The organism is Kitasatospora sp. MY 5-36, assembly GCF_001182915.1.
GTDB lineage: Bacteria > Actinomycetota > Actinomycetes > Streptomycetales > Streptomycetaceae > Kitasatospora.
Map to the genome: position 1 here is coordinate 1 of NZ_LFVW01000091.1, position 21081 is coordinate 21081.

Below are 21081 nucleotides of genomic sequence, written 5' to 3' on the forward strand. Positions count from 1 at the left end.
CCGCCCGGGCCCGCGCGCTGCGGGCGGGCAGCGCCGGGGCGTACGGGCCGCGCGGCGGGGCGTGGTCCACCTCCTCGGCGGACCGGCCGACGATGCTGCGGCGCACCGGGCCGGAGAGCACCGGCTCGTCCTCGTACGCGAAGAGCGGCTCGGCGGGCAGCTCCTCGGCGACGCCGTCCTGCTCGGCGGAGCCGTCCGCGTCCTCGCCCTCGCCATCGACGTCGTCCTCGTCGTCGTCGGCGGAGCCGGTGGGCAGACCGAAGCGCTCGGCGTCGGCGTCGGAGAAGGCGATCAGGTCGGAGAGGTCGTCGTCCAGGTCGTCGCCGGGCTGGTCCTGGCGCTCCTCGATGAAGACCACACCCGCGCCGGTCGAGGTCTCCGCGGCCTGGTCCTCCTGCTCCTCCAGGTCCTCCGAGCCCTCCTGGTCCTGCGGCTGCTCGCCCTCCGGGGCGACCAGCGCGGCGGCGAACGTGTCCAGCAGACGGCGGCCGGTGGCGTCGAGGGTCTCCTCGTCGAACTCGGTCAGCCGGCCGGTGGCGCTCAGGTCGCCGGTGAAGCGGATCGCCGCGGTGCCTTCCTCGGCGCCGTCCACGACGCTGACCCGGACGGTGGCGGTCGCCTCACCGCTGCCCCGGGCCTCCTCGCCCTCGGCGAGCACGGTCAGCACGCCCTCCCGGCCCTCGATCAGCGACAGCACGCCCTTGTACGTGATCGTGGAGCCGCCGATCCGCAGCTTCAGCCGGCCGCCGATCTCCTCGGCCGCACCGGACCCGACCGCGGCCGGCTCGGTGCTCAGCCCCGGCACGCTCCGCGCCAGCAGCGCCGGATCCTGCAAGGCCTGCCGCACCAGCTCGGCGGACATCGGGACGACAACCTCATGCTCCATGCCACGGAGCCTACCGACTGGTCCCCGCCCGGTCCCTACCCACCACCACCAGATTTTCCCCGCCCCACCCGTTCCCTTGGCCGTCGCACCATCTCGCCACCCCGGGCCCGGGGCCGCCCCGCCCACCAGGCCTCCGCTGAGGCCGCGGCTCAGCGGGGACCTCAGCGGCGACCTCAGCGGGGGCCGAGGAGGGTGAGGGCGGCCGGGGGGTGGGCGGGGCGGAGGGCGGTGAGGCGGGTGGTGGTGGCGTGGAGGGTGTCGGGGGTGAGGGCGCGGGGGGCCGGGGCGTCGGGGGCGAGGGTGAGCGGGGGCCGGGTGGCGGCGGCGAGGAGGAAGTTCTGGGCGCCGTCGGGCGGGCCGGGGCGGCAGGCGGCGGTGGCGCTGCCCGGGACGGCGTACGGGGCGGTCTGCAGGCCCGTCGTCCGCAGGCCGGACTCGATCTGCCAGAGGCCGTCCAGGTCGCTCCCGGCGCGGACGGCGATCCGGCCGCCGGGGGAGAGCAGCCGGGTGGCGAGGCCGTAGAACTCCTGGGAGTGGAACTTGACCGGTCCGCCGTCGGCCGGTGCCGGGAGGTCGGCGAGCACCACGTCGTACGGTCCGTCCCCGCCGGGGGCGCCCGCGCCGCGCAGCCAGGCCATCGGGTCGGCGGCGGTGGTGCGGACCCGGGGGTCGTCCAGGGAGCGGCCGCCGAGGGCGGCGAGCCCGGGGTCGGTGCGGGCGAGCCGGGGGAGGGCGGGGTCGGCGTCGACCAGCCGGACGGTGCGGACGCCCCGGTGCCGCAGCACTTCCCGCAGGGCGAGTCCGTCGCCGCCGCCGAGCAGCAGGACCCGGGCGTCCGGGCCGGCCGCCATGGCGGGGTGGACGAGGCCCTCGCTGCCCCGGTACTCGTCGGGTCCGCAGACCGCGAGCCGGCCGTCGAGGTAGAGCCGGAGCGGGCCTTCGGCGGGGCCGGTGAGCACGATCTCCTGGTACCGGCTGCGGGTCGCGTAGCGGACCTGGTCGCCGTAGAGGGCGTGCCGGGCGGCGCGTTCGACGGCGTCGGAGCCGGCCGCGGCCGCCGCGAGCACGGCGAGCACCAGCAGGCAGCCGCCCCAGAGCAGCCGTCGTATCCGGGGGGCGGGTTCCTCGCGGAACAGCCAGAGCACCACGGCGGCCCCGGCGACGGCGTTGACGGCGCCGGTGAGCAGTGCTCCGTCGCCGGGCCCGAGGCCGGGCAGGATCAGGAACGGGAAGGCGAGGCCGCCGATCAGGGCGCCCACGTAGTCGGCGGCGAACAGGTCGGCGACGGCCCGTCCGGCGTCCTCGCGCCGGATCCGTTGGATGAGGGTCATCAGCAGGGGGATCTCGGCGCCGATGAGGATGCCGATCAGGCAGGTGAGGCCGACCATGGCGGCCTGGTAGCGGCCGATCCAGGCCCAGCAGGAGTAGAGGGCGAGGACGGAGAGTCCGCCGGTGAGCGCGAGCGCGCACTCGACCAGGGCGAAGGCGGTGGCGGGCCGGCTGGTGAGCCGTTTGGCGAGGAGGGAGCCGAGGCCCATCGCGAAGACCATGACGGAGAGCACGACGGAGGTTTGGGTGACCGTGTCCCCGAGCAGGTAGTCGCCGAGCGCCACGAGTTCGAGCTCGTAGACGAGTCCGCAGGCCGCGCAGACGAACGCGGCCAGCAGGACGGTCAGGCGGGCGAACCGTGGTCGGGAGCGCAGCCGGGGCCGACGGCGGGCGGGCAGGAGTGGGGCGTGGGCTCGCCCGGGCCGGGGTGGGGTGCCGTCGTCGAGGTCCACTCGCGGGCGTGCGGGCGGACCGGCCGGATGGTTGATCACGAACAAACGCTAGGGGACGTGCGGGACGGATGGCTGCGCCCATCCGACGGACAGTGAGCGACGTCGAATTGACGAATCGTTCCTGCGTACGATTCGTAGGCCCGGGTTGGGCGGCCTACGGCCGGACCGGTGTTCCGCTCCGGACTTGGGGGCGGTCATGCCCCGGACACCACCAGCGAGGAGCGGGTGCACACCAGCTGCCCCTCCTGCGGGTAGGCGTGCCAGGTGCGCCACAGCAGCCGGTCCGGGCCGCCCTGGGTGACCAGCGCGGTGAAGGCGCTCGGGTCGCCCGGGAAGACCCCGGCGAGGCCCCGGGGGTGCCCCTCGACCAGGGCCAGCAGCTCCTGGGCGCGGGCCGCGAAGTCGTGCGGCGGCAGCGCCTCGATGCGGGCGGCGAACTCGTACTCCCAGCCGCCGATCTGCTTGGCCACCCGGGCCGGCAGCGGGGTGCGGCGGCCGGGCAGGCAGGCGACGGTCTCCAGACATCGGCCGGGGCCCGCGTCGATCACCACCTGGTGGGAGGCGCCCAGCAGGCGCAGCTGGAGGGTGCCGGACGCGCCCGGGCGGCCGCCTCCGTCGAGTCTCAGGTCGCGGACGGCGAGAGCGGGCAGCGGGTCGCCGCCGAGGCACCAGGCGAGGTCACCGGCGCGGGTGTCCGTGTAGGAGGTCTGCAGTGTGGTGAGCATGCTCGGCTCCGCGTTTCAGCTCCGTGCGCGCCCGCCGAGCAGCACCGAGTAGGCCTAGGCGATGGCGAGGCTGTTCGTGGCTGTGCGGCCCTGGGCGCGGCCGACCGTGGAAGGAAGGATTCCGGCTGGAGATTCAGCAGCAGAGAAGCACGAATACGTCGGGCCCGCCGGTGATTTACCCAACTTTGTCAAGCATTCACCGTTTCGAGCACACCTGCTTCCCGGCTCTGATCGAGCCCGTGTACGAGTCTGCACAGCGCGCGCCCCTATCACCGGATTGCGCGCCGTGCGCGCCGGGTGTGCGCTGTTCGGGCGCATCACGCACCGCCGCCCTCCAGGCGCGGGGCGTGGAGGGCGGCGGGAGAGTGCCCGGAAGGTCGGCCAGCGTGCCTCAGTGGCGGCAAACAAGCAAGCCGATCAAGGAAGTTGATGATCCATCAGAACTGGTGTCGGGCTGCGGGCAGTCCTGTTCGAAGGGTGCGGAGAAGGGCGTGAAAGGGGGCGTGCGGCCCCTCACAGGCGCCGCAGGCGGGCGACGGCCTCCTGAAGGACCTCGTCCTTTTTGCAGAAAGTGAAGCGGACCAGGCTACGGCCGGCCTCCACGTCGTCGTAGAACACCGCGTTCGGGATGGCGACGACGCCGCAACGGCCGGGCAGGGCACGGCAGAACTCGATGCCGTCCTTCTCGCCGAGCGGGGTGATGTCGGTGGTGACGAAGTACGTGCCCTCGGGGGTGAAGGCCCGGAAGCCGGCCGCGGTGAGGCCGTCGACCAGCAGGTCGCGCTTGCGCAGCAGGTCGGCGCGGAGGGTGTCGAAGTACGTGTCCGGCAGCCGCAGGGCCTCGGCGACGGCGTACTGGAAGGGGCCCGCGCTGACGTAGGTGAGGTACTGCTTCGCGGTGCGCACGGCCGCCACCAGGTCCGGGCTCGCGGTGACCCAGCCGACCTTCCAGCCGGTGAAGGAGAAGGTCTTGCCGGCCGAGGAGATGCTGACGGTGCGTCCGCGCATGCCGGGCAGGGCGGCGATCGGGTGGTGGGCGGCGCCGAACACCAGGTGCTCGTAGACCTCGTCGGTGGCGACCAGCAGGTCGTGCTCGACGGCGAGTTCGGCGATGGCGGCGAGCTCCTCGGCGGTGAGGACGGTGCCGGTCGGGTTGTGCGGGGTGTTGATCAGCAGCAGCCGGGTGCGCGGGGTGATCAGCGAGCGCAGCTCGTCCAGGTCGGGGCGGAAGGACGGGGCCCGCAGGGTGAGCGGCACCCGGGTGGCGCCGGCCATCGCGATGCAGGCGGCGTACGAGTCGTAGAACGGCTCGAAGGCGATCACCTCGTCGCCCGGCTCCAGGAGGGCCAGCAGGGTGGCGGCGATGGCCTCGGTGGCGCCGGCGGTGACCAGCACCTCGCTGTCCGGGTCGTACGCGAGGCCGTGGAACCGCTGCTGGTGCTCGGCGATCGCGGTGCGCAGCTCGGGGACGCCGGGGCCGGGCGGGTACTGGTTGCCGCGGCCCTCGCGCAGGGCCCGTACGGCCGCCTCGCGGACCTCCTCGGGCCCGTCGGTGTCCGGGAAGCCCTGGCCGAGGTTGATCGAACCGGTGGCCGTGGCCAGGGCGGACATCTCGGCGAAGACCGTCGTGCCCATCCCGGCCAGTCGGCGGTTCAGCAGTGGCCTGGTACCCATCGGTGGCTCCTCACGGCTCGTTGTCAGGCCATCCTGGGTCAGCCGGGAGCCGGGGACAAGAACGGCCCGCCACCGCCGCGGGGGCGGGTGGCGGGCCGAACGGGCGGTGCGGGGGGTGCCGGGGCGGGATCAGGCCTCGTCGGTGCCCTCGGCGCCCTCGCCGTCCTCGCCCTCGATCTCGTTCTGGAGGCCGAGGCGCTCGACGATCCACTGCTCGAAGCCGACCGCGGCCTGGGTCCAGTTGGCGGTGGTGGTGACGAAGTAGTCCAGGTTGACGCCGGCGCCGACGATCATCTGGGCCTCGCCGATCAGGCGGACCACGCCGTCCTCGTGGGTGTGGGTGTAGACCTTGGGCCAGAGGGTCTCGCGGTTCCACTCGTCGATCAGGTCGAGGATCTCGCCCTTCTTCTCCAGCGGGTACGCGCGGTCGTAGAAGGCGCGCACCGCGAAGAGCTCCTTCTGCTCGCCGCGGAACATGTAGTAGACGCGGAAGCCCTCCCAGGGGGCGGTGAGGTCGCCCTCCTCGTCCACGACGTGCTTGAGCTGCATCTGGTCCAGCAGCTGGGTGACCAGGCCCTGGTCCGGGACGATGATCGGCGGCGGGCCGGCCGGCCGCCCGCCCTGGCCGCCGGGCTGGCCGCCCTGGGGGACGCCGAAGGACGGGATGGACGACGGGTCGATGCTCATGGGGGTCCTCATTCCTCAGTGCACGTGGTGGCCGGCAATGAGAGGCCGCCCTTTCCACCTCCCATCCTGCCTCATTCGGGGCTCCGCTCACAGGGGCAGCCGAGGGGCGAGTCGATCTTCGTCCGGCGTTCTTCGCGGTGTCGTTCCGGGTGTCCTTCCCGGGTTCTTCCCGGGCTTCCCCCGGGTGTTCCCCGGCGGTTCCGGCGGGGGTGGAGCGGGCGGCGGTCACGGAGGGTGTCCGGGGCGGGCTGGAGGCCGTCCGGAGGGCGCGCGTGAGCCACGTCACGCGCCCGGCGCGCCGGTTCGGCTGCCGCGCGGGCCGGATGCGGTTAGCGTGCGACGGAAATCGTTTCGGTCAAATCCCGGCCCAGCCGGGTGAGTTGAGCTGTCCTGAGGCGGACTGTCCGGAATTGAGGGGGGAACAGGAGTGGGTGGAGCGGCGACGGGGGACGGCGCATCGCTCGGGGCGCTGCTGCGGAGCATCCGGCTGGACCGGGGGATGACGCAGGAGCAGCTGGGCGAGGCGACCGGGCTGAGCGTGCGGTCGATCCGGGACCTGGAACGGGAGGTGTCCTGCCCGCGGGTGTCCACGCTGCGGCTGCTGACCCAGACCTGGAACCTGCCGGACGCCCAGGTGGCCGAACTGCACCGGCTGGCGCGCAGCCGGCGGGACCGGACGCGGCGGCTGCTGCGGCAGGCGGCGGAGTGACGGCGTCCGGCCCGGGGCGCGAGACGGGCCGGGGACGCGGAACGGGCCGTCCCCCGCCGCCGGAGCGGAGGGAACGGCCCGTGCGCCGGACGCCCGGCGGTGCTACTTCTCCAGCGGCCCCCGGCCGCGGACGGTGAGGCGGTCGCCCTCCTCGTCCCGCTCGACCACGACGGTGTCCCCGTCGTGCACCGCGCCGGACAGGATCGCCCGGGCCAGCTGGTCGCCGATCGCGGACTGCACCAGCCGGCGCAGCGGGCGGGCGCCGTACGCCGGGTCGTAGCCGGTGAGCGCCAGCCAGTCGCGGGCGGCCTCGGAGACGTCCAGGGTGAGCCGCCGCTCCCGCAGCCGCTCGCCCAGGAGGGCCACCTGGAGGTCGACGATCCGGCTCAGCTCGCCGGTGCCCAGCGGCTCGAAGACCACGATGTCGTCCAGCCGGTTGAGGAACTCCGGCTTGAACGCGGACCGGACGGTGCCCAGCACCAGCTCCCGCTTCTCGGCCTCCGGGGTGGCCGGGTCGACGAGGTACTGCGAGCCCAGGTTGGAGGTGAGGATCAGGATGGCGTTGCGGAAGTCCACCGTGCGGCCCTGGCCGTCGGTGAGCCGCCCGTCGTCCAGCACCTGGAGCAGGACGTCGAAGACCTCCGGGTGGGCCTTCTCCACCTCGTCCAGCAGCACCACGCTGTACGGGCGGCGGCGGACCGCCTCGGTGAGCTGGCCGCCCTCCTCGTAGCCGACGTACCCGGGCGGGGCACCGACCAGGCGGGAGACCGAGTGCTTCTCGCCGTACTCGCTCATGTCGATCCGGACCATGGCCCGGGCGTCGTCGAACAGGAAGTCGGCCAGGGCCTTGGCGAGTTCGGTCTTGCCGACGCCGGTCGGGCCGAGGAAGAGGAAGGAGCCGGTCGGGCGGTCCGGGTCGGCGATGCCGGAGCGGGTGCGCCGCACCGCGTCCGAGACGGCCTGCACGGCCTCCTTCTGGCCGATCAGGCGGCGGCCCAACTCCTCCTCCATACGCAGGAGTTTGGCGCTCTCGCCCTCCAGCAGCCGGCCGGCCGGGATGCCCGTCCAGGAGGCGACCACGTCGGCCACGTCGTCCGGGCCGACCTCCTCCTTGACCATCGAGGCGGAGGCGTCCTGGTCGGCGGCCCGCTCCTGGGCGTCGGTGAGCTCCTTCTCGGCGGCCGGGATCTCGGCGTACATCAGCTTGGACGCCCGCTCGAAGTCCCCGTCGCGCTGGGCGCGTTCGAGCGCGCCGTGCAGGTCGTCCAGCCGCCCCTTGAGCTCGCCGACCCGGTTGAGGCTCTTCTTCTCCTGCTCCCAGCGCGCCGTGAGCACGCTCAACTGCTCGTTCCGGTCGGCGAGGTCGCGCCGCAGCCGGGCCAGCCGGTCGACCGAGGCGGGGTCCGACTCCTTCTCCAGGGCCAGCTCCTCCATCCGCAACCGGTCGACCGAGCGCTGGAGTTCGTCGATCTCGACCGGGGAGGAGTCGATCTCCATCCGCAGCCGGGAGGCCGCCTCGTCGACCAGGTCGATCGCCTTGTCGGGCAGGAAACGGGAGGTGATGTAGCGGTTGGACAGGGTGGCCGCGGCGACCAGGGCGGCGTCCGAGATCTGCACCTTGTGGTGCGCCTCGTACCGGCCCTTGAGGCCGCGCAGGATGGCGATCGAGTCCTCCACGCTGGGCTCGCCGACCAGCACCTGCTGGAAGCGGCGCTCCAGGGCCGGGTCCTTCTCGATCCGCTCGCGGTACTCGTCCAGCGTGGTGGCGCCGACCATCCGCAGCTCGCCGCGGGCCAGCATCGGCTTGAGCATGTTGCCCGCGTCCATCGCGGAGTCCCCGCCGGCGCCCGCGCCGACCATGGTGTGCAGCTCGTCGATGAAGGTGACGACCTGGCCGTCGGAGGCCTTGATGTCGTTCAGGACGGCCTTCAGCCGCTCCTCGAACTCGCCGCGGAACTTGGCGCCCGCGACCATCGCGCTGAGGTCCAGCGAGACCAGCCGCTTGCCGCGCAGCGACTCCGGCACGTCGCCGGCCACGATGCGCTGGGCCAGGCCCTCGACCACGGCGGTCTTGCCGACGCCGGGCTCGCCGATCAGCACCGGGTTGTTCTTGGTCCGGCGGGAGAGCACCTGGACCACCCGGCGGATCTCGTGGTCGCGGCCGATCACCGGGTCGAGCTTGCCGTCCCGGGCGGCCTGGGTGAGGTCGGTGCCGTACTTCTCCAGCGCCTTGTAGGTGCCCTCCGGGTCCGGCGAGGTGACCCGGCCGCTGCCCCGGACGTCCTTGAACGCGGCGAGCAGCGCCTTCGGCGTGGCGCCCTGCTGCACCAGCAGCTCGGCCACCTGGCCGCCCTCGGCGGCCAGGCCGACCATCAGGTGCTCGGTGGAGACGTACTGGTCGTCGAGGTCGCTCGCGCGCTTGCCGGCCTCGGTGAGCACCGCGATGGTGTCCCGGGCGAGCTGCGGCGCGGAGACCGTCGAGCCCATCGCGCTGGGCAGCGCGGCCGCCTGGCGGCGGGCCTCGGCGTCGACCCGGGCGACGTCGGCGCCGACCGCCTCCAGCAGGGGCCGGGCGATGCCCTCGGGCTGCTCCAGCAGGGCGATCAGGATGTGCACCGGCCTGACGTCCGGGTTGCCGGCCGTGCCCGCCTGCCGGATCGCGGCGGACAGGGCGTCCTGCGTCTTGGTGGTGAACTTGCTGGCGTCCACTGCTGGGGGGTCCTCCCTGGTCGTCCTTCACTACTGCTACGTACAGCATGCACTAAGTTGAGTCTATTCCGCTCAACCTTTCCCGGACAGGGCTTCTTCAGGCCGGGGGAAGCCGACGTGCCGCCGGACGCCCGACGGGCCGCCGGGTCAGCCCCAGCAGCTCCCGGGCCGGCCCGCTCGGCCGCTGCCCGGCCGGCCAGACCGCGCGCAGCGGCCGCCGCAGGTCCAGCTCCTCCACCAGCGGCACCTCGACCAGCCGCCGGGTGGCCAGCTCCTCCACCACGGCCAGCTCGCTCAGGCAGACCGGCCCCGCCCCGGTCATCGCCGCCGCCTTCAGCGCGGTCGACGAGGCCAGCTCCATCCGGGGCCGCGCCGCGCCCCCGTACGGCTTCAGGGCCGCCTCCAGCACCTCCCGGGTGCCCGAGCCGGGCTCGCGCAGCACCAGCGGGACGGCCGCCAGCTCGGTCCCGGTCAGCGGAGCGCGGCGGCGCGCCCACGGGTGGCCGGGCGCCACCACGACCACCAGCCGGTCCGCCGCCACCACCGCGCCGGCCAGCCCGGGCGGGGTGGACGGGCCCTCGACGAAGCCGAGGTCGGCGTCCCCGGCCAGGACGTGCCCGGCGACCTCCGCCGAGTTCGCCGTCCGCAGCGTCACCGCGGTGCCCGGGCTGGCCTCGGACAGGCCCAGCAGCCAGCCGGGCATCAGGTACTCGGCGACGGTCAGGCTGGCCACCACCCGCAGCTTGGCGTCCCGCCGCTCGCGCAGCGCGTCGATCCCGGCGTCCAGCGCCTGCGCCGCCTCCACCACCTGCCGGGCCCACTCGACCACCAGCCGGCCCGCCTCGGTCGGCCGGCTGCCCCGGGGCGAGCGGTCCAGCAGCGCGACGCCGATCTGCCGCTCCATGCCCTTGATCCGGGCGCTGGCGGTCGGCTGGCTGACGCCCAGCTCGGCCGCCGCCCGTCCGACGCTGCCCAGCCGGGCCACCGCGAGCAGCAGTTCCAAGGCGCCGAGTTCGGGGACGTGCGAGGAGAGGGGCATAGATCCAGGCTATGCCCCCATAGAAGCCCCGGCGCTACCGGCCGCCGGGCCCTCCGGGCGACGGTGGGAGCATGTCCACTCTGGCCGGTATCCGCCCCCTCGCCCGCCCCGCCGCCCGCCGCCGGCCCGACCTCGCCCAGCTCGGCCCCAACTGGTACGCCGCCGTGATGGGCACCGCGATCCTGGCGAACGGCGCCGCCGTCCTGCCGGTGCGGCCGCCCGGGCTGACCGGCTTCGGCGAGGTGCTGTGGGCGCTCGCGCTGGCCGCCCTGCTGGTGCTGGCCGGGGCCCGGCTGGTCCACCTCACCCGGCACCGCGAGGCGGCCCGCGCCCAGCTGCTGGACAACCCGGCGACCGCGGTCTTCTACGGCTGTCCGCCGATGGCGCTGCTCTCGGTCGGACTGGGCACCATGCTGCTCGGCTCCCGGGTCATCGGCACCGGCCCGGCGGTCGCCCTGGACGCGGTGCTGTGGAGCCTCGGCACCGTGTACGCGCTGGCCGTGGCCGGCGGCATCCCGTACCTGATGATCACCCGGCACCGGGTCTCCGCCCTGGAGGCCAACCCGACCTGGCTGCTGCCGGTGGTCGCCCCGCTGGTCGCCTCCGCCTGCGGCCCGGCGCTCGTCCCGCACCTGCCGGCCGGAACGGCCCAGCAGGCCATGCTGTACGGCTGCTGGGCGCTGTTCGGCGTCGGCCTGCTGGCCACCCTGGTGCTGCTGCCGGTGGTGTTCACCGGGCTGTTCCACAGCAGGCTGCCCGCCCTGGCGCTCACCCCCACGCTGTTCCTGGTGCTCGGCCCGCTCGGCCAGTCCGTCACCGCGGTCCACCAGCTCGCCGACGCCGCCCGCCCGGTACTGCCCGCGCTGGCCCCCGCCATGACCGACCTCGCCGAGCTGTACGGCGTGGCGGTGATCGGCGTCGCGATGCTCTGGCTGGCCGTCGCGCTCGCCGCCAACCTGCGGGCCCGGCGGGCCGGGATGCCGTTCGCGATGACCTGGTGGGCGTACACCTTCCCGGTCGGCACCTGCGTCACCGGCGCCTCCGCGCTCGCCCGGCACACCGGCTTCGCGGGCTTCAGCGCGCTGGCCGTCGGCCTCTACCTGCTGCTCGCGTCCGCCTGGGTGCTCGCCGCGGGCGGCACCGCGGCCGGGCTCGCGCGGGGGCGGCTGCTGGCCCGCTGAGAAGCCCGTCGCCCGGGGCGGCCGTCCGCGTGGTGCGGGGCCCGTCCCCGCGCGCGGACGGTACGGCTCAGGAGCACGCCGCCGATGCAGGAACGTGCACGGCCGGGACGACCGCGCACGGCCGCCCGGCGGAAGTGCCGGTCGGCGCCGACTCCCCTTCCAGGCCCGGGTTCCCACCGGAATCCGCCCCACCGCCCGAACCGCCCGCGGCCGCCCCCGGATGCAGATAGCTGCAATTGCGCGAACATGCACTCGGGCGGCACTTGTTCACCGGCCGTCACGCTGTGAGGGTGGAGGCACGCCAAGTCGTCCAGGCAACCGCAGCCTGATGGTGGCGACTCGCTCTTCGAAACTGACCGCAGGTGCGACAACCCGCACCGGTGGAACGGGGGGGAAGGGCGCCGGCCGGGACCATGTGTGGTGATGGCCTCCCGGCCGGACCCGTCGAGGCGTTGCTGCTCCGCCTCGACGGGAGCGCCTTGGCATTGGCGTACCGATGGCGGCCCCCGGACGACCCGGCGTGCGACGGCACCCGGGCCCGGGGGTCCGCCGTCCCACCCGGTACCGTGACCGCCTGATCCATGATCACGCCGTACCGCCCACCGGCACCGTGAGCCCGCCCGGCCCACCGGTGCCGCGGCCCGCGCGGCGAGGAACAGGGGCAGCACCAGGGGAGAGGCGTCCGGCAGGGAGAGTGCGACGTGACGGCGGAACCGGCGGTCACACCGCAGCAGGGACCGGTGGGCGAGGAGCCCGACGAGGCCGCCCGGCAGCTCTACCTGGCCATCATCGCCGAGGGCGGCCGCGTCCCCACCGGCGAGGTCGCGGACGCCGACCGGGGCGCGCTCCAACAGCTCATCGACATCGGCCTGTTGATGGTCAACCGGATGGACCGCTGCTACACCGCCGTCAGCCCGCGCTCGGTCAGCGACCGCCTCGGCGCCGAACTGCGCAGCGAGGCCACCCGGCTGCTGGTCCGCGCGGAGAACCTCCCGGGCGCCCTCGACGGCCTCACCCGGGCCTACGACGCGATGCCCCGGCCGACCGACCGGGCCGGCGGCGCCGTCCACGTCGAGGGGCACGTCCACATCCGCCAGCGGATCTCCCAACTGGTCTCCGACTGCCGCTCCGAGGTCCTCACCGCGCAACCCGGCCACCGGCCCGCCGACACCCTCCAGGTCGCCCTCCTCCAGGACGTCCAACTGCTCCGGCGCGGCTGCTCGCTGCGCACCATCTACCAGCCGGTCGCCCTCGCCGACCCGCCCGCCCTCGCCTACGCCGAGGAGGTCACCCGGCACGGCTCGCTCATCCGGGTGCTCGACGAGCCCTTCCAGCGGCTGATCGTCTTCGACCGGACCGTCGCCGTGATCTCCGCCAACGACGACAACAGCACCGCCGCCTTCATCACCGACCCGGCCACCATCACCTACCTGGTCGGCACCTTCGAACGCGACTGGGCCCGCGCCGACACCGCCGGCGCCGCCGCCCCCGGCCAGACACCCGCCCGCACCATCCCCGACCGGGTCGGCCGGCTGCTCGCCCGCGGCCTCACCCAGCGCGCCGTCGCCACCCGGCTGGGCCTGAGCGAACGCACCGTCGCCGCCCACATCTCCCGGCTGCGCGACCGCTACGGCGCCCAGACCCTCTTCCAACTCGGCTGGCTGATGCGAGGCTCCCGCGATGACCGATGAGCCGAGCCCGGCCGAGCGGGCGCTCTACCTCACCGCCGTCCGGGGCGGCGGCCGACTGCGCCCCGAGGACCTCGCCCCCGCCGACCGCCCCACCCTGGCCGCCCTCGTCGCCCGCGGCCTGCTCACCCCCACCGCCACCGGCTGGACCGCCGCCAGCCCGCGCGCCCTCGGCGACCGGATCGGCCTCGAACTGCGCACCCGCGCCCTCCGCCTGCTACGGCACGCCGAGCGGCTCCCGGGCACCCTCGGGCCACTGGCCCGCGCCTACGACGCCGCCCGCCACCCGGGCGTCGACCTCCCGGCTGTCCACCCCGGTGCAGGCGATCCCGGTACCGGCGATCCCGCGGCCGGCACCGTCGACGACGCCGCCGAAGTCCGCCGGCGGGTCGGCGAACTCGTCTCGGAATGCCGGGAGGAGGTCCTCGCCGCCCAGCCCGGACCGCGTCCCCTCGAAGCCCTCCGGATGGCCCTCGCCCAGGACCTCTCGCTGCTCCGCCGCGGCTGCTCACTGCGCACCGTCTACCAGCCGGTCACCCTCGCCGACCCCGCCGCACGGAGCCAGGTCGCGCTGCGCACCGGGCACGGCGCCCAGGTCCGCGTCCTCGCCGAACCGTACGAGCGGGTACTGGTCTTCGACCGCGCGGTGGCCGTCATCCCCGCCGACGAGGACCGCAACCGGGCCGCCTTCCTCACCGACCCCACCACCGTCGCCTACCTGGTCGCCCAGTTCGAACGCGACTGGGCCCGCGCCACCCCCGCCGACCGCCACCTCGACCCGCCGTCCGTCACCACCGTCCGGATCGGCCGACTGCTCGCCCGCGGCCTCACCCAACGGGCCGTCGCCACCCGGCTCGGCGTGAGCGAACGCACCGTCGCCGCCCACATCTCCCGGCTGCGCGACCGCTACGGCGCCCACAGCCTCTTCCACCTCGGCTGGCAGCTCCGCGGAGAACACCATGACTGACACCCCCGCCACCCCGCTCTCCGCCGCCCTCCCGGACGCCGCCGCCCGCGCCCTCTACCTCGCCGTCCTGCGCGAGGGCGGCCGGGTCCGGTCGGCCGAGGTCGGCGCGGAGGACGGTCCTGCGCTCCGACGGCTGGTGGAACTCGGGCTGCTGGTGCCGCAGTTGCAGGACGCGGCGTACAGCGCGGTCGACCCGCGGGCGGCCACGGAGCGGATCGGCACCGAGATCCGCCGACAGAGCGCCCGCCTGCTCGTGGAGGCCGAGCAACTGCCCGAGCTGATGGGCGAACTGACCCGCGCCTACGACGCGACCCCGAAACGGCGGAGCGGCACGGCCGGGGTCCGCTACCTCACGGCGAAGGAGGACATCCGGCACGAACTGGAACTGCTGGCCCAGGAGTTCCCCGACGAGACGATGACCGCCCAGCCCGGCGGCCCTCGTCCCGCCGAACTGCTACCCGACTCCCTCGACCGCGCCCGCCGCGTCCACGAGCGCGGTGGCACCGTGCGCTCGCTCTACGAGGCCTCGGCCAGACTGGACCCGCCGACCGTCCGCTTCGCCGCCGAGGTCGCCCTGCTCGGCTGCACCACCCGGATCCTCGACGTCCCGTTCACACGCTTCCTGGTCTTCGACCGCACCGTGGCCGTCATCCCGGCCGCTCCCGATCACACCAGCGCCGCCGTGGTCGACGACCCGGCGATGGTGTCCTTCGTGGTGGACACCTTCGAGCAGCTCTGGCAGCGCGCTGAGGGAGTCAACTGGGCTGCCCTGGCCGCCGGTTCCGCCGACTCGCCCAGCCATCAGCAGATCGCCCGACTGCTCGCCCAGGGCCTCACCCAGCGCGCGATCGCCACCCGCCTGGGCCTGGGCGAACGGACCGTGGCCGGCCACATCGCCCGGCTGCGGGAGCAGTACGACGCCGAGACGCTGTTTCAGCTGGGCTGGCAGATGCGGGGGGAGCGGCTGTGACCGATACCGGATTCGCCCTGCTCGACGACACCGCCCGCGCCCTCTACCTGGCCATCCTGCGCGAGGGCGGCCGGATCCGGATCGCGGACGTGGCGGAGGAGGACGCGCAGACCGTCCAGACCCTGATGGACCTGGGGCTGCTGAAGCCGTACGTCCTGGACGGCTCGCTCAGCGCGGTGGACCCGCGCTCGGTCACGGCCCGGATCGGCGCCGACCTGCGGGCGGCTGGCACGCGTCTGCTGACGCGGGCCGAGGAACTCCCGGACGTGTTCGGCGACCTCACCGTCGCCTATGACGCGGCGTCCCGCCGCCGCGACCGCTCCGGGAGCACCCGGGTCGTCGAGGGCATGGAGAACATCCGGCACCAGGTCTCCCAACTCTCCGAGGAGCTTCGCCACGAGGCACTCTGCGCCCACCCCGGCGGCGCCCGGCCGGTGGACGCCGCCGACGACACCGTGAACCACGCCCGCCGCTTCCTGGAGACAGGTGGTTCGATCCGCACCCTCTACCAGTCCGCGGCCCGTCTCGACGCCTCTACCGTCCGACTGGCTGCCCGGCTGACCGGGATCGGCTGCCACATCAGGGTCGCGGCGTTCTCGTTCCCCAAGATGCTGATCTTCGACCGCACCGTGGCGGTGGTCGCCGCCGCACCGGGGGTAACCAGCGCGGCCGTCATCGACGACCCGGCCGTGGTCGACTTCCTGGTGCGGACCTTCGAACTGCACTGGCAGGACGCCGAGGGCGTCAACTGGGCCTCCCTGGCATCCGGTTCCAGCGAGCCGTCTGTGCCCGAGCAGGTCGGCCGGCTGCTGGCCCGCGGCCTCACCCAGCGGGCGATCGCCACCCGCCTGGGCCTGGGCGAGCGGACGGTCGCGGCCCACATCGCCCGGCTGCGGGATCAGTACGACGCCGAGACGCTGTTCCAACTGGGCTGGCAGATGCGGGGAGCCCACGATGCCTGACGCCGACCTGCCGGACGCCGCTGCCCGGGAGCTCTACCGGGAGATCCTCCGGGACGGCGGCCGCCTCCACGTCGCCGACATCCGTCCCGAGGACGAGCCGACGGTCAGACAACTCGCCGACCTGGGACTCCTGCTCCTCCATGCCACGGACGGCTTCTACACCTCGATCAACCCCCGGGCCGTGGGCGAACGCCTGGGTACCGAACTGCGGGAGGAGAGTTCCCGCCTGCTCGCCAAGGCCGCTCTCATTCCGGATCTGCTGGAGGACCTCACCCAGGCCTACGACGCGGCACCACGTCGGACGGAACCGGCGGGCGGGGTGCGGAGGGTGGCGGGCATGGTGGAGATCCGGCACCTGGTCGCCCGGCTCATCAAGGACTATCCGCACGAATGCCTGACCGCCCAGCCGGGCAGGTTCCAGCCGCCCGCGCAGCGGGGGGACGGTCTGGCCCATACGCTCCGCTACATCGAGCGCGGTGGCTCGGTGCGTACGATCTACCAACCGCAGGCCCGACTGGACGGGGACCAGGTCGAGTTCGCGGCGGAGTCCACGAGGATCGGCTCGCGGATCCGCGTCCTCGACGCCTCCTTCAGCCGGACGCTCATCTTCGACCGCACCGTCGCCGTGATCCCGGCGACCCCTGACAACAAGGTCGCCGCCGTGGTGGAGGATCCCGCGGTGGTCGCGTACGTGGTCGACGTCTTCGAGCAGCGTTGGCAGCAGGCCGATGTCGTGGACTGGGCCGCACTGGCCGCCGGTTCGGTGGCGCCGGCCGCCCACGAGCAGGTCGCGCGGCTGCTCGCCCGCGGCCTCACGCAGCGGGCGATCGCCAGCCGGTTGGGGCTGAGCGAACGCACCGTCGCCGGTCACATCGCCCGGCTGCGTGAGCTGTACGACGCGGAGACGCTGTTCCAGTTGGGCTGGCAGATGCGGGGAGCCCGGGCGGGGGAGCCCGGTGGGTAGCCGCTGCTCAGCCGGTGGCGGCGCCGGTCGGCCAGTAGCCGGGGACGGCGGGCTGCTGTCGGGGGACGTTGAACTGCTCGCCGGGGGCGGTCCAGAAGCCCTCGCGCAGGGAGAGCGCCATGCCGGCCCAGTCGAGCGCGGTCTCGACCGTGTGGTTGAGGGCCTCCTGCGACCAGGTGTCGTCGAAGACCAGCGGGAGGACGGGGGCGACCTGCTCGATGGTGGCGATCAGCGGGTTGTGGGTGATGGCCTCGTCGACCAGGAGGACGATCGGCTTGCGCAGCGCGGACGCCCAGCCGAGCTCCAGGCTCACGCCGGCCGAGAGCGGGGCGCCGACGTAGGCGAACACGAGGTCCGCGGACTGGAGGGCGCGGAAGTCGGAGGGGACGCGGGGCTCCGGCGCGCGGCCGGAGATGGTCCAGGCGTCGCTGTGGTGCGCGCTGTACACGGCGGCACCGCTGCGGAGGAGGGTGGTGCGGAGCGTCGTCAGCCGCGTCCGGCTGGCGAGGGTCACCACGCTGTCGGCCGGCCCGGTCAGTCGCATCAGCGGGGCGGCCAGGAACACACGTGCACGCCGACCCTCAGGGGCCTGGCTGTCGTGGTGACGCAGGTAGGGCTCGGTCATGTCGACTCCGGGGAAAGGCCGACCGGGGGAGTGAGAGTCGGCGACGCGTTGGCTGTGGGCTGCTCTGTGTGGTGATGCCGCTGGTGAACGACTTAGCATTTGACGGTACATTGGCAAGATGTGGTGTCTTGCCGGACCATTGGGAGCGAACTGATCGTCCATCGCCGGGCGGCGTCGCGTCCAGGGTTGGCCTGTGTCATCTGGACGCCTGGCAGGGAGATGACGCACACTCTGCGGCAGGCCAGGTGACAGCTTCTCTATCGTGCGGCACTATGTGAGCCGTTATCCTGGCTTGAAACTTCCAGTGGCGATTCCCGAGGGAGAGAGTGGGGGCGTGCCTACCATGCGCCGATTTGTCCGCAAGGTTGTGCTTTCGTTGGCCGTCGCGGCTGCTGTGGTTGGCGTTGGCTGCCTCGCGGACGCTGTCGATTCTCATGGGACAGGCGCTACGGAAGCTGCTGTGACCCTTGCCGACGACATCGCCTGGACCTGAGTGCGGCCCTGTTCGCCCCGGCCATGCCGGAATCCCGGAACATTCTCCGGTCTGTCCGTAGTGGGCGGTGATTCAGTCGATCGGCCCCTGTGCCTTGCGGCCGAGAACGTATCCGAGCTGGAACAGTGAGTCGACCTTGTAGTCGTCCCGCATCTCGGCTATATGTCTGGCCAGCGTTCGCTCGCTGATTCCCAGGCGTCGTGCGATGACCCGGTGATTGGTGCCCTCTAGCATCTGGTCAATAATCGTCTGGCGCAGGCGGGACACCACCTGTTGTGGCACTGTGCGGTCGCCCTCGAATTCCAGCGCGCGGCTCCAGCAGCGCTCGAATACCTCTTCGACGAGATAGCTGACGACTGCGGGGTCGTAGATGAAGGCCGCGAGGCTCATGTCATCGGCGATCGGGATCACGGCCACGCGCCGATCCATCACTATCAGTCGCGTGTAGGGCTCGTCGAGAGTCCGGTACTGCCCACCAGCACGTGCGAGTGTGGCCACGTAATCCCTGGTCGGCTGATGGTACCGGGTGCTGGCGTGGTAAATCGTCCGCATCGTCGTGCCACTGCGGAGGGTGTTCAGGTCCTGCTCGACCATGACCGAGAGAACGTCCGGCGGCCGAGGGCCGCCAGGCTGGAGCGCCAGGGCTTCCTCCATGGAAACCCTGTACTGCTGTACTCGCTGATGAATTAGGGCCTTCCCTCGCACATATTCGATCGACCCTCCCTGCTGTTTCGGGGCGTGGAATTCCTGTGCGAGTTCCTGGAGTTCGGACGGGAGTGAAACGGCCCGCGAGAGGAGATCCAGTGCTTGGCGTTGCCACGAATGGCTGAGGCTTGTCGAGAGCTGGGTGGGATCGGCCGCTATGAAATCGCTCGGATCGTCGGTGTCGGGTACGAGGAGGCCAATTCCGACCAACTCGTCCCGAGCGGCATCGGCCCGCCCGGGATCGGATCCTGACGGCAGATGACCGTCTCCTCGGATGACGGCCAGATATAGCTCTCGGGCCTCGGCCGACAGGACGGGTGAGCCAGCGGCAACGGGCTGCTCTCGTTCACTCATCTGCGGCTCCTTGCCGTTACCGTGACGCCTGTGTCCCATCAGCGCCGCCGCTGAGTCACGTTTCAGCATGCCAGACCTGATGAGTCCGATGAAGACGAAATGTGACTGCACTCTCTCACCACACGGCAGCCGCCGGCACCCCCCGAGAGGAGGGGCCGGCGGCCGGTGGGTGCCCGGTCAGCGCTTGGGGCGCCAGACGACGAGGGCGCTGGACTGCGGGGTGGGGGGCTGGTACGGGACGAGGTCGCGGCGGTAGGAGGCGTGGACGGCGGCCTCGCGCTGCTGGAGGGCGGTGGCGGCGCCTTCCAGGGAGTCGACCAGTTCCGTGACGCGGGACTGGAGGGCGGTGACCTGGTTCTCCAGCTCGATGATCCGCTTGATGCCCGCCAGGTTGATGCCCTCGTCCTGGGAGAGCCGCTGGACCTCGCGCAGCTGCTGGATGTCGCGGGCGGAGTAGCGGCGGCCGCGGCCGGCGGTGCGGTCGGGGCAGACCAGGCCGAGGCGGTCGTACTGGCGCAGGGTCTGCGGGTGCAGGCCGGACAGTTCGGCGGCCACGGAGATGACGTACACCGGGGTGTCCTCGGTGAGGACGTACGGCGGCGGGGACGCGGCGGCGCGGCGGGTGCGGCGGGGGCCGGTGCCGGGCAGGCCTTCGCCGAGGCCGGGGCCGATCGGGGTGTCGGGGTCGATCGGGTTCATCGGGGACATCTGGTCATCACGCTCCCTTCGCCGCCCGGAAGAGGGCGGCGCGCGGATCGTCGGAGGCGGTGGCCTCGCGGTACTGCTCGAGGGCGTTCAGCGCGTCGCCGGTGACGTGCTGCGGCACCACGACCTCGACGGTGACGAGGAGGTCGCCGCGGGTGCCGTCCTTGCGGGTGGCGCCCTTGCCGCGGGCGCGCATGGTGAGGCCGTTGGCGCTGCCCGGGGGCAGCTTGAGCTTCACGGCGGGGCCGTTCAGCGTGGGCACCTCGATGGTGGCGCCGAGCGTGGCCTCGGGGAAGGTGACCGGCACGGTGACGGTGAGGTTGTCGCCCTTGCGGCCGAAGACGGGGTGGGGGTCGACGTGCACGGTGACGTAGAGGTCGCCGGGCTGTCCGCCGCGCTCGCCCTGTGCGCCCTTGCCCTTGAGCCGGATGCGCTGGTCGGCCTGGACGCCGGCCGGGATGCGGACCTGCATGGTGCGGGCCGAGCTGGCCCGGCCGCTGCCGTGGCAGTCGGTGCACGGGTCGTCGACGATCATGCCCCGGCCGCGGCAGTCCTTGCACGGCTCGGAGAGCGCGAAGGCGCCCTGGCCGCGGCTGACGGTGCCCGCGCCGACGCAGGTCGGGCAGACCCGCGGGGTGGTGCCGGTCTTGGCGCCGGTGCCGTTGCAGCTGCGGCAGGGGGCCTGGCTGGTCATCCGCAGCGGGACGGTCGCGCCGTCCACCGCCTCCTCGAAGGAGAGCGTCACCTCGGTCTCGACGTCGGCGCCGCGCCGGGGCTGGGCCTGTCGGGTGCCGCCGCGGTTGAAGAGGCCGCCGAAGACGTCGCCGATGCCGCCCCCGCTGCCGGCGCCGCCCTGGCTGCCGCTGAAGAGGTCGCCGAAGTCGAAGCTGTAGCTGCCGGTGCCGCCGGGGCCGCCGCCGGCCCGGAAGCCGCCGTTGGCGAAGAGGCTGCGGGCCTCGTCGTACTCCTTGCGGCGCTTCTCGTCGGAGAGGACGTCGTACGCCTCGGAGATGTCCTTGAACCGCTCCTCGGCCTTGGCGTCACCCTTGTTGGCGTCGGGGTGGAACTCGCGCGCGAGCTTGCGGTAGGTCTTCTTGATCTCGGTGGCGGTGGCGTCCTTGGGCACGCCGAGGACCTTGTAGTAGTCCTTCTCGACAAAGTCCTTGCCACTCATGGCGTACGCCACCTCCCGATGTCCATCGTCACTGAGCTGTCAACAGCGGCTGCGAGCACGACTGCTGACAGCGCGCTGCGGAG

At 73.2% G+C, this 21081-nt stretch carries 18 protein-coding genes; 7 read left to right on the plus strand and 11 right to left on the minus strand.

What is annotated here, in order from left to right:
* The 5 genes from AE652_RS07585 to AE652_RS07605 all read right to left on the minus strand — a co-directional run.
* A partial coding sequence (locus AE652_RS07585) for a CoxG family protein (protein WP_159028387.1) occupies nucleotides 1–886 on the minus strand: 886 nt, incomplete at its 3' end.
* Nucleotides 887–1059: 173 nt separating this feature from the next.
* The gene (locus AE652_RS07590) at nucleotides 1060–2706 is read right to left on the minus strand and encodes a polyamine aminopropyltransferase (RefSeq protein WP_234348276.1); all 1647 of its coding nucleotides are present in this window, start codon (nucleotides 2704–2706) and stop codon (nucleotides 1060–1062) included.
* A gap of 155 nt (nucleotides 2707–2861) precedes the next feature.
* A complete protein-coding gene (locus tag AE652_RS07595; RefSeq protein ID WP_049650409.1) occupies nucleotides 2862–3392 on the minus strand; it encodes a DUF2617 family protein in 531 nt (176 codons plus the stop codon).
* 513 nt (nucleotides 3393–3905) lie between these two features.
* Nucleotides 3906–5066, minus strand: coding sequence for a pyridoxal phosphate-dependent aminotransferase (locus tag AE652_RS07600; protein WP_049650410.1), 1161 nt, complete (start codon nucleotides 5064–5066; stop codon nucleotides 3906–3908).
* A 129-nt stretch (nucleotides 5067–5195) separates the two neighbouring features.
* Nucleotides 5196–5753 carry a YbjN domain-containing protein gene (locus AE652_RS07605; RefSeq protein WP_049650411.1) on the minus strand — a complete coding sequence of 186 codons (558 nt, stop codon included), beginning with the start codon at nucleotides 5751–5753 and terminating at the stop codon, nucleotides 5196–5198.
* A 427-nt stretch (nucleotides 5754–6180) separates the two neighbouring features.
* On the opposite strand from AE652_RS07605, the gene AE652_RS07610 reads away from it, so the two are divergent.
* A complete protein-coding gene (locus tag AE652_RS07610) occupies nucleotides 6181–6462 on the plus strand; it encodes a helix-turn-helix domain-containing protein (RefSeq protein WP_074001862.1) in 282 nt (93 codons plus the stop codon).
* A 102-nt stretch (nucleotides 6463–6564) separates the two neighbouring features.
* Here AE652_RS07610 and clpB read toward each other — a convergent pair whose 3' ends face one another.
* Together clpB and AE652_RS07620 are read right to left on the minus strand one after the other, a co-directional pair.
* On the minus strand, nucleotides 6565–9171 hold the full coding sequence (gene clpB, locus AE652_RS07615; RefSeq protein WP_049650413.1) for an ATP-dependent chaperone ClpB: 2607 nt from the start codon (nucleotides 9169–9171) through the stop codon (nucleotides 6565–6567).
* 97 nt (nucleotides 9172–9268) lie between these two features.
* Nucleotides 9269–10210: a LysR family transcriptional regulator gene (locus tag AE652_RS07620; RefSeq protein WP_049650414.1), complete on the minus strand. Its 942-nt coding sequence runs from the start codon at nucleotides 10208–10210 to the stop codon at nucleotides 9269–9271.
* A 71-nt stretch (nucleotides 10211–10281) separates the two neighbouring features.
* On the opposite strand from AE652_RS07620, the gene AE652_RS07625 reads away from it, so the two are divergent.
* The 6 genes from AE652_RS07625 (at nucleotide 10282) to AE652_RS07650 (ending at nucleotide 16942) form a co-directional block, all read left to right on the plus strand.
* Nucleotides 10282–11391, plus strand: a complete 1110-nt coding sequence (locus AE652_RS07625; RefSeq protein ID WP_049650415.1) for a TDT family transporter — start codon at nucleotides 10282–10284, stop codon at nucleotides 11389–11391.
* Nucleotides 11392–12092: 701 nt separating this feature from the next.
* Nucleotides 12093–13082: a LuxR C-terminal-related transcriptional regulator gene (locus AE652_RS07630; protein WP_049650416.1), complete on the plus strand. Its 990-nt coding sequence runs from the start codon at nucleotides 12093–12095 to the stop codon at nucleotides 13080–13082.
* On the plus strand, nucleotides 13072–14046 hold the full coding sequence (locus tag AE652_RS07635; RefSeq protein ID WP_049650417.1) for a LuxR family transcriptional regulator: 975 nt from the start codon (nucleotides 13072–13074) through the stop codon (nucleotides 14044–14046). The genes AE652_RS07630 and AE652_RS07635 overlap by 11 nt, the downstream gene beginning before the upstream one ends.
* Nucleotides 14039–15016 carry a helix-turn-helix domain-containing protein gene (locus tag AE652_RS07640; protein ID WP_049650418.1) on the plus strand — a complete coding sequence of 326 codons (978 nt, stop codon included), beginning with the start codon at nucleotides 14039–14041 and terminating at the stop codon, nucleotides 15014–15016. The genes AE652_RS07635 and AE652_RS07640 overlap by 8 nt, the downstream gene beginning before the upstream one ends.
* Nucleotides 15013–15978, plus strand: a complete 966-nt coding sequence (locus AE652_RS07645; protein ID WP_049650419.1) for a hypothetical protein — start codon at nucleotides 15013–15015, stop codon at nucleotides 15976–15978. Before AE652_RS07640 ends, AE652_RS07645 begins: the two co-directional genes overlap by 4 nt.
* The gene (locus AE652_RS07650; RefSeq protein WP_049650420.1) at nucleotides 15971–16942 is read left to right on the plus strand and encodes a helix-turn-helix transcriptional regulator; all 972 of its coding nucleotides are present in this window, start codon (nucleotides 15971–15973) and stop codon (nucleotides 16940–16942) included. The genes AE652_RS07645 and AE652_RS07650 overlap by 8 nt, the downstream gene beginning before the upstream one ends.
* Nucleotides 16943–16949: 7 nt before the next feature.
* Here the strand turns inward: AE652_RS07650 and AE652_RS43025 are convergent, their stop codons facing one another.
* From AE652_RS43025 to dnaJ, 4 genes are all read right to left on the minus strand, one after another.
* Nucleotides 16950–17567 carry a hypothetical protein gene (locus tag AE652_RS43025; RefSeq protein ID WP_143204511.1) on the minus strand — a complete coding sequence of 206 codons (618 nt, stop codon included), beginning with the start codon at nucleotides 17565–17567 and terminating at the stop codon, nucleotides 16950–16952.
* 565 nt (nucleotides 17568–18132) lie between these two features.
* Nucleotides 18133–19119, minus strand: a complete 987-nt coding sequence (locus AE652_RS07660; RefSeq protein ID WP_049650421.1) for a helix-turn-helix domain-containing protein — start codon at nucleotides 19117–19119, stop codon at nucleotides 18133–18135.
* Nucleotides 19120–19296: 177 nt separating this feature from the next.
* Nucleotides 19297–19827, minus strand: a complete 531-nt coding sequence (locus AE652_RS07665) for a heat shock protein transcriptional repressor HspR (protein WP_304414261.1) — start codon at nucleotides 19825–19827, stop codon at nucleotides 19297–19299.
* Nucleotides 19828–19834: 7 nt separating this feature from the next.
* Nucleotides 19835–20998, minus strand: coding sequence for a molecular chaperone DnaJ (gene dnaJ, locus AE652_RS07670; RefSeq protein ID WP_049650429.1), 1164 nt, complete (start codon nucleotides 20996–20998; stop codon nucleotides 19835–19837).
* Between the last annotated feature and the right edge of the window lie 83 nt (nucleotides 20999–21081).

What these genes read in the sequence shown, in the direction of transcription:
- AE652_RS07595 (WP_049650409.1), bottom strand. Translation starts at nt 3,392, where the DNA reads ATGCTCACCACACTGCAGACCTCCTACACGGACACCCGCGCCGGTGAC.
- AE652_RS07600 (WP_049650410.1), bottom strand. Translation starts at nt 5,066, where the DNA reads ATGGGTACCAGGCCACTGCTGAACCGCCGACTGGCCGGGATGGGCACG.
- AE652_RS07605 (WP_049650411.1), bottom strand. Translation starts at nt 5,753, where the DNA reads ATGAGCATCGACCCGTCGTCCATCCCGTCCTTCGGCGTCCCCCAGGGC.
- AE652_RS07620 (WP_049650414.1), bottom strand. Translation starts at nt 10,210, where the DNA reads ATGCCCCTCTCCTCGCACGTCCCCGAACTCGGCGCCTTGGAACTGCTG.
- AE652_RS07625 (WP_049650415.1), top strand. Translation starts at nt 10,282, where the DNA reads ATGTCCACTCTGGCCGGTATCCGCCCCCTCGCCCGCCCCGCCGCCCGC.
- AE652_RS07635 (WP_049650417.1), top strand. Translation starts at nt 13,072, where the DNA reads ATGACCGATGAGCCGAGCCCGGCCGAGCGGGCGCTCTACCTCACCGCC.
- AE652_RS07640 (WP_049650418.1), top strand. Translation starts at nt 14,039, where the DNA reads ATGACTGACACCCCCGCCACCCCGCTCTCCGCCGCCCTCCCGGACGCC.
- AE652_RS07650 (WP_049650420.1), top strand. Translation starts at nt 15,971, where the DNA reads ATGCCTGACGCCGACCTGCCGGACGCCGCTGCCCGGGAGCTCTACCGG.
- AE652_RS43025 (WP_143204511.1), bottom strand. Translation starts at nt 17,567, where the DNA reads ATGACCGAGCCCTACCTGCGTCACCACGACAGCCAGGCCCCTGAGGGT.
- AE652_RS07660 (WP_049650421.1), bottom strand. Translation starts at nt 19,119, where the DNA reads ATGAGTGAACGAGAGCAGCCCGTTGCCGCTGGCTCACCCGTCCTGTCG.
- AE652_RS07665 (WP_304414261.1), bottom strand. Translation starts at nt 19,827, where the DNA reads ATGTCCCCGATGAACCCGATCGACCCCGACACCCCGATCGGCCCCGGC.
- dnaJ (WP_049650429.1), bottom strand. Translation starts at nt 20,998, where the DNA reads ATGAGTGGCAAGGACTTTGTCGAGAAGGACTACTACAAGGTCCTCGGC.